This is a genomic window from Sutterella sp. (assembly GCF_030539355.1).
GTDB lineage: Bacteria > Pseudomonadota > Gammaproteobacteria > Burkholderiales > Burkholderiaceae_F > Sutterella.
The window spans coordinates 1-6,107 of record NZ_JAUNSF010000139.1; the positions used below are offsets into that span (position 1 = coordinate 1).

General features: G+C 67.3%; 5 protein-coding genes. 3 read left to right on the plus strand and 2 right to left on the minus strand.

The genetic code is table 11. The features are described 5' to 3' along the window. The coding region (locus Q4F91_RS12530; RefSeq protein ID WP_303338065.1) for an aldo/keto reductase at positions 1-401 on the minus strand (401 nt) is incomplete at its 3' end. A 50-nt stretch (positions 402-451) separates the two neighbouring features. Next, the gene (locus Q4F91_RS12535) at positions 452-880 is read right to left on the minus strand and encodes a cyclophilin-like fold protein (RefSeq protein WP_303338066.1); all 429 of its coding nucleotides are present in this window, start codon (positions 878-880) and stop codon (positions 452-454) included. 181 nt (positions 881-1,061) lie between these two features. Here Q4F91_RS12535 and Q4F91_RS12540 point away from each other — a divergent pair, with 181 nt between their 5' ends. The 3 genes from Q4F91_RS12540 to Q4F91_RS12550 all read left to right on the plus strand — a co-directional run. Next, positions 1,062-2,009, plus strand: a complete 948-nt coding sequence (locus tag Q4F91_RS12540) for a LysR family transcriptional regulator (protein WP_303338067.1) — start codon at positions 1,062-1,064, stop codon at positions 2,007-2,009. 117 nt (positions 2,010-2,126) lie between these two features. Further along, entirely contained in the window at positions 2,127-4,754 is a 2,628-nt protein-coding gene (locus Q4F91_RS12545; protein WP_303338068.1) for a heavy metal translocating P-type ATPase, read from the plus strand. Positions 4,755-5,046: 292 nt separating this feature from the next. Beyond that, positions 5,047-6,107: alpha/beta hydrolase (locus Q4F91_RS12550; protein ID WP_303338069.1), on the plus strand; the 1,061-nt coding region annotated here is incomplete at its 3' end.

Sequence of the window (6,107 nt, forward strand, 5' to 3'; positions counted from 1 at the left end):
GCCTCGCCGACCCATTCCTCGCTCGTGTAGGGGCCGTACACCTCGGCCGTGTCGAAGAACGTGACGCCGCTCTCGAACGCGTGGCGAATGAGGCGGATCATGTCGGCCTTCTCGTACGTGCCGCCGTAGTAGCCCACCATCGGCAGGCACCCGAGGCCGATCGCCGAGACCTTCATGTCACGCAGGAAACGCTGCGGGAGCTTCGTCGTGCGCGGCGCAGGGAAAACCATCGCGGGCGCCGGGGCGGCCGGCTGAGGAGCCGGAGCCGGGGCGGGCTCAGCCGCGGGAGCCTCCGCGACAGTGGGTCGGTTCGCGCAGCCGCTCACCAGGGCGGCCGCGCCGAGTCCGAGGCCGCCGAGCACAAAATCACGGCGGCGAAGCTGAAGTTTCTCCAGAGTCATCTCTGTTATTCCTCAAGAAATGTTCAGATCTGAATGCCAGGTACAGGACCTCACGGGCGGGCGGCTGTGAGACGCACCGTGTGGTCACCCGAGCTGCGGACGGCGTCTAGCGCCTCACGGGAAAGTTTACCGAGCGGAACGAGACCGTCGGAGGTACGGAAGCTGCCGATGAAGACGGCGAGATTCCCCCAGGGCGCGTAGTACGTGAGGTCGCCCGCCGCGGGCGTCGTGCGCGTCGGAGCGTTGCCGAGCGTGAGTTTCCTCGGCAGATACGAGATGCGCTCGACCGAGCCGTAGTCCTCGAACTTGAGGTCGAGCGGCAGCATCGCGATGAGCGACTTCGCCGCGTCATGATCCTCGATCGTGACCGCATGGGTCACGCCGCCCGTCGTCAGAAAAATTTCCGCAGCCATCGCGCCGCCTCCGATCGTGAGGAGCGCTGTGACGAGCACGCATTTCTTGAGGAAAGTCGACCGCATGAGCGTTCTCCTTCAAAAGTGTTTGACCTGCCCTGCAAGGGATGCCTCCGATTGATTCATTGAAAGCATCTATCGCAGAATTCATGCGTTAAGCATACAATTCGAAGCGCGGAAATACAATTTCCTTATTTTTATAAGAACTGATTCGGTCGCCGCATAAGTCGGCGGGAGGAACACTCTCATGGAACTCCGAGCCCTCAGGTACTTTGTCGAGGTCGTCCGCCAGCGGAGCTACACGGCGGCGGCGAAGAAGCTCTTCGTCACGCAGCCCACGCTCTCGCGCCAGGTCGCGGAGCTCGAGGACGAGCTCGGTCAGGCGCTCCTCGAGCGCACGACGCGCCGCATCGAGCTCACCGAGAAGGGCGCGCTCTTCTACCGCCGCGCCGTCTCGATCCTCGCGCTCGCCGACCAGGCCCGCGAGGAGGCGAGAAGCGCGGACCTCCTCTCCGGAGACCTCACGATCGCCGCGGGCGAGATGCCCTCCTTCGCCGCGGTCGCGCAGGCCGTGGGGAAGCTGCAGGCCGCGCACCCGGCTGTGCGGTGCCACTTTCTCTCGGTCACGGCCGACGTGGCCGCGCAGCACCTCCGCCTCGGACAGGCGGACCTCGCCGTCTTCACCTCAGGCGCGGACCTCTCCGGGTTCGAGACACTCCCGCTTCCCGATGCCGCGCGCTGGGGCGTGCTCACGCGGCGCGACGGACCCCTCGGGGGCCACACCGCCGTGACGCACGAGGATCTCCGCACGCTTGAGCTCTACGTGCCGCGCCGCGTCTCTGACGAGGAGACGGGGTCGTTTGCGGGGAGCGCCGGCTTCCGGCTCGAGGAACTCCACACGCTCGGCACCTACAACCTGCTCGGGAACGCCGCACTCCTCGTGCGCACGAGCGAGAAGCCCGACGTGGCCGCGCTCTGCATCGAAGGGGTCGTCGCCGACGACAGCCGCGTGAAGTTCATCCCGCTCACGCCCGAGGTCCGCTACGAGGCCGTCGCGGCCTGGCCGGCCGACAGGCTCGCGAGCCCGCTCGCACGGGCGCTCGTCACCGAGCTCCGGAAAGTGCTCGCGGGCGACGGCGGGGCGGCCGACGGTGCCGCGGATGCCTCCGATGGGAGAGATCCTATTCAATATTGAGAACTATTGACATTGAGGCGCTTCACCGTTCTATAGTCTCCTTTCCAGAGAAAGAATCGCATCCGACCGGCGGACCGGCGCAGAGCGCCCGGTCACCCGGCCGTCCGGACATAGAACATGCCTTCCACACCCACGAACACCACGACCTGCCGGCTCCGCTACAACGTGACCGGCATGAGCTGCGCGGCCTGCCAGGCCCGCGTCGAGAAGGTCGTCGGCAACGTTGACGGCGTCACGAACGTCGCCGTCAATCTCCTCAAGAACTCCATGGACGTCGACTGCGCCGCTCCCGACAAGGAGAGCGCCGCGGGGATCTCCGACGCGATCGTCGCGGCCGTCATCGAGGCCGGCTACGGCGCCTCCCGCGCCGACGGAGAGAAGAAAGCCGACGCCGGCCCCTCGCGCGCCGAGGAGGCGAAGGCCGAGGCCGACGCCGTGCGCACGCGCCTCATCTGGTCGATCGGGTGCCTTGTCGTCCTCATGTACGTGAGCATGGGCCCGATGATGGGCATCCCGGCGCCCGAGTGGCTCGGGCGGCACGAGGCGGGGCTCATGCGCGGCGTCGCGCAGCTGATCCTCTCGCTCCCGCCCCTCTTCCTCAACCGCATCTTCTTCATCCGCGGCTTCAAGGCGCTCGCGATGAGGGCGCCCAACATGGACAGCCTCATCGCCGTCGGCGCCTCCGCCGCCTTCATCTACGGCTGCTGGGTGCTCCTTGAGGCGAGCTGGCACGCCGGGCTCGGGCACACCGACCACGCGCTCCACCTCGCGCACGGGCTCTACTTCGAGGGTGCGGCGATGATCGTCACGCTCATCACGGTGGGCAAGTGGCTCGAGGCGCGCGCCAAGGGAAAGACCACGGACGCGATCGAGCGTCTCGCTGCGCTCGCCCCGAAGACCGCCACGGTGCTCCGGGACGGCCGCGAGGTGACGGTGCCCGCCGAGCAGGTGAAGCCCGGCGACAGCGTCGTGCTCCGCACGGGCGCGACGATTCCCGTCGACGGCGTCGTGCTCGAGGGCGCGGGCAGCGTCGACGAATCCTCCATGACGGGCGAGTCCGCCCCGGTCGAGAAAGCCGCGGGCGACAGCCTCACGGGCGCGACCTTGGTCGCCTCCGGTCACTTCGTCATGCGCGCCGAGCGCGTGGGCGAGGACACGGCGCTCGCCCAGATCATCCGTCTCGTGGACGAGGCGACGACGAGCAAGGCCCCTGTGGCGCGTCTCGCCGACCGCGTGAGCGGCGTCTTCGTTCCGGTCGTGATCGGCATCGCGCTGCTCACGCTCGTCGTGTGGCTGCTTCTCGGCGAATCCTTCAGCTTCGCCCTCACCTGCGCGATCTCGGTCCTCGTCATCTCCTGCCCCTGCGCGCTCGGTCTCGCCACCCCGACCGCGATCATGGTGGGCACGGGCCAGGGCGCCCGCCGCGGCATCCTCTTCAAGAGCGCCACGGCGCTTGAGCTCCTCGGCCGCACCAACGCCGCCGTGCTCGACAAGACCGGCACGGTCACAACCGGCAAGCCCGTCGTCACGGGCCTCACCCCGGCGATGCCGGGCCTCGAGGTGCCGCTCCTCATGACCGCCGCGTCGCTCGAGAGCGCCTCCGAGCACCCGCTCGGCGCCGCGATCATCGCCGAGGCGAAGGCAAAGGCGCTGCCGCTCCAGCCCATCGAGGACTTCACGCAGACCGCCGGCCAGGGCATCGCCGCCCGCATCGGCAAGAAGCGCTACTTCGCCGGCAACGCCCGCATGACCGAGGCCTTCGGCATTGTTCTGCCCGATGCCATCGCGGCCGCGGCCGACCAGGCCGCCGCCTCGGGCGAGACGCCGCTCTTCATCGGTCAGGAGCCCGCGGACGGGAAGCCGGGGTCGCTCCTCGGCCTCATCCGCGTCGCCGACCAGGTGAAGCCCGACTCCGCGGAGGCCGTCGCGGCGCTCGATAAGCTCGGCGTTTCCGTCACGATGCTCACGGGCGACAACCCGCGCACCGCGCAGGCGATCGCCGCGAAGACGGGCATCACGAACGTGATCGCCGGCGTCCTCCCTGCGCAGAAGTCCGAGGAGGTCGAGAAGCTCCGTGCCTCGGGCAAGCGCGTCCTCATGGTGGGCGACGGCGTCAATGACGCCCCGGCGCTCGCCGCCGCGGACGTGGGCGCAGCGATCGGCGCGGGCACCGACGTCGCCATCGCCTCGGCCGACGTGGTGCTCATGAAGAGCCGCCTCACGGACGTCGTGCGCGCCATCGAGCTCTCGCGCGCCACGATGCGCAACATCCGCGAGAACCTCTTCTGGGCCTTCATCTACAACGCGATCGGCATCCCGATCGCCGCGGGCGTCTTCGCCTCGAAGGGCCTGACGCTCTCGCCGATGCTCGCCGCCGCAGCGATGAGCCTCTCGAGTTTCTCCGTCGTCACGAACGCGCTCCGGCTGAGATTCTTCCGCCCGAAGCTCATCAGCGACGAGGTTCCCCAGAACGCTCCCAAAGGGGGCAGAATTGAAGGATCAGACGCCTCCGGAAAGGCAAAAGGAAAACAAATGACTCAGAAGACCATCCATATTGAAGGCATGCACTGCGGCCACTGCACCGCGTCGGTCGAGAAGGCGCTTCGCGCGCTTCCCGGCATCGACGAGGTCGAGGTGAGCCTCGAGAAGAAGCAGGCCGTCGTTGACGCCGACCTCTTCGTCACGAACGAGATGCTCACCGCGACCGTCGAAGGCGCGGGCTTCAAGGTGACCGGCATCGATTGATCACGGAAGCAGCGGCTCGCTTCTGTCATCTGCGGCGCTCGGAGAACTTCTCCGGGCGCCGTTTTCTTTTTCCTGAGCTCCGGGAAACTCTGACTCTCTGAAGCATGCACGATCCTCCCGGGAGCATGAACTCAGGGAGAATCGTGCAAACCGGAGGACGCTCCCGTCAATGGCCGAGCACGGATTTTCCGCAGAATTTTCCTCAAGGAAATCACGGATTCCCCGCCCCGGACCGCCTGAGGTCCCGGAGAGGAATCCCCGGAAATTCGTTCATCACAAGGAGCCTCGAATCATGTCCTTCCGCAAGACCGCTCTCGTCCTCGCCGCCGCCTTCTCGATCGGCTCGGCCGCCTCGTCGGCCGTCGCCGGCCTCTCCGGCGAGAACCCGCCCGCCAACCCCTTCGGCCTCGTCTACCGCGGCGCCATCACGCAGAACGTCGCGGGCCAGGTGAACATTCACCCGGTCTCCTACGAACTCAACGGCATCCGCATCGCCGCGAACGTCTACACGCCCGCCAACTTCGACGCCAAGAAGTCCTATCCGGCCATCGTCGTTGCCCACCCGAACGGCGGCGTGAAGGAGCAGGTCGCCGGCCTCTACGCCCAGCGCCTCGCCGAGCTCGGCTACGTGACGATCGCCGCCGACGCTGCCTTCCAGGGTGCGAGCGGCGGCGAGCCCCGCAACACCGACAAGCCCTTCTACCGCGCCGAGGACATCCACGGCATGGCCGACTACATCACGCACTACGCCGGCGTTGACGCGAACCGCGTGGGCGTGCTCGGCATCTGCGGCGGCGGCGGGTACACGCTCGAGGCCGCCAAGAGCGACAAGCGCTTCAAGGCCGTCGCCACGCTCTCGATGTTCAACTCCGGGCGCGTGCGCCGCAACGGCTACCTCGACGGCCAGATGGACACGATCAACGAGCGCATGAAGGCCGCCTCGGACGCCCGCGCCTCGGGCAGCCTCTCCTACTCGGGCAACGTTGACTTCGACGCGCTCACCGACGAGGGCGTCGCCAAGATCACGACCGACCTCTACCGCGAGGGCATGATCTACTACGGCAAGACGCACCGCCACGCCAACTCGACCTTCCGCTACACGACGGCGAGCCTGATGGAGCTCATGAGCTGGGACGCCACGAACCAGATCGAGCTCATCAACCAGCCGCTCCTCATGATCGCCGGCGAGAAGGCCGACTCGCGCTACCTGACCGAGGACGCCTTCAAGAAGGCCACGGGCACGAAGGACAAGGAGCTCTTCATCATCCCGAACGCCACGCACATCTCGACCTACTGGGTTCCTGAGTACGTCGACCAGGCCCTCGCGAAGCTCAAGGCCTTCTACGGCCGCAA

Bases quoted from the DNA above. Each gene is read 5' to 3' on its own strand.
- Q4F91_RS12535 (WP_303338066.1), bottom strand. From the start codon at position 880: ATGCGGTCGACTTTCCTCAAGAAATGCGTGCTCGTCACAGCGCTCCTC.
- Q4F91_RS12540 (WP_303338067.1), top strand. From the start codon at position 1,062: ATGGAACTCCGAGCCCTCAGGTACTTTGTCGAGGTCGTCCGCCAGCGG.
- Q4F91_RS12545 (WP_303338068.1), top strand. From the start codon at position 2,127: ATGCCTTCCACACCCACGAACACCACGACCTGCCGGCTCCGCTACAAC.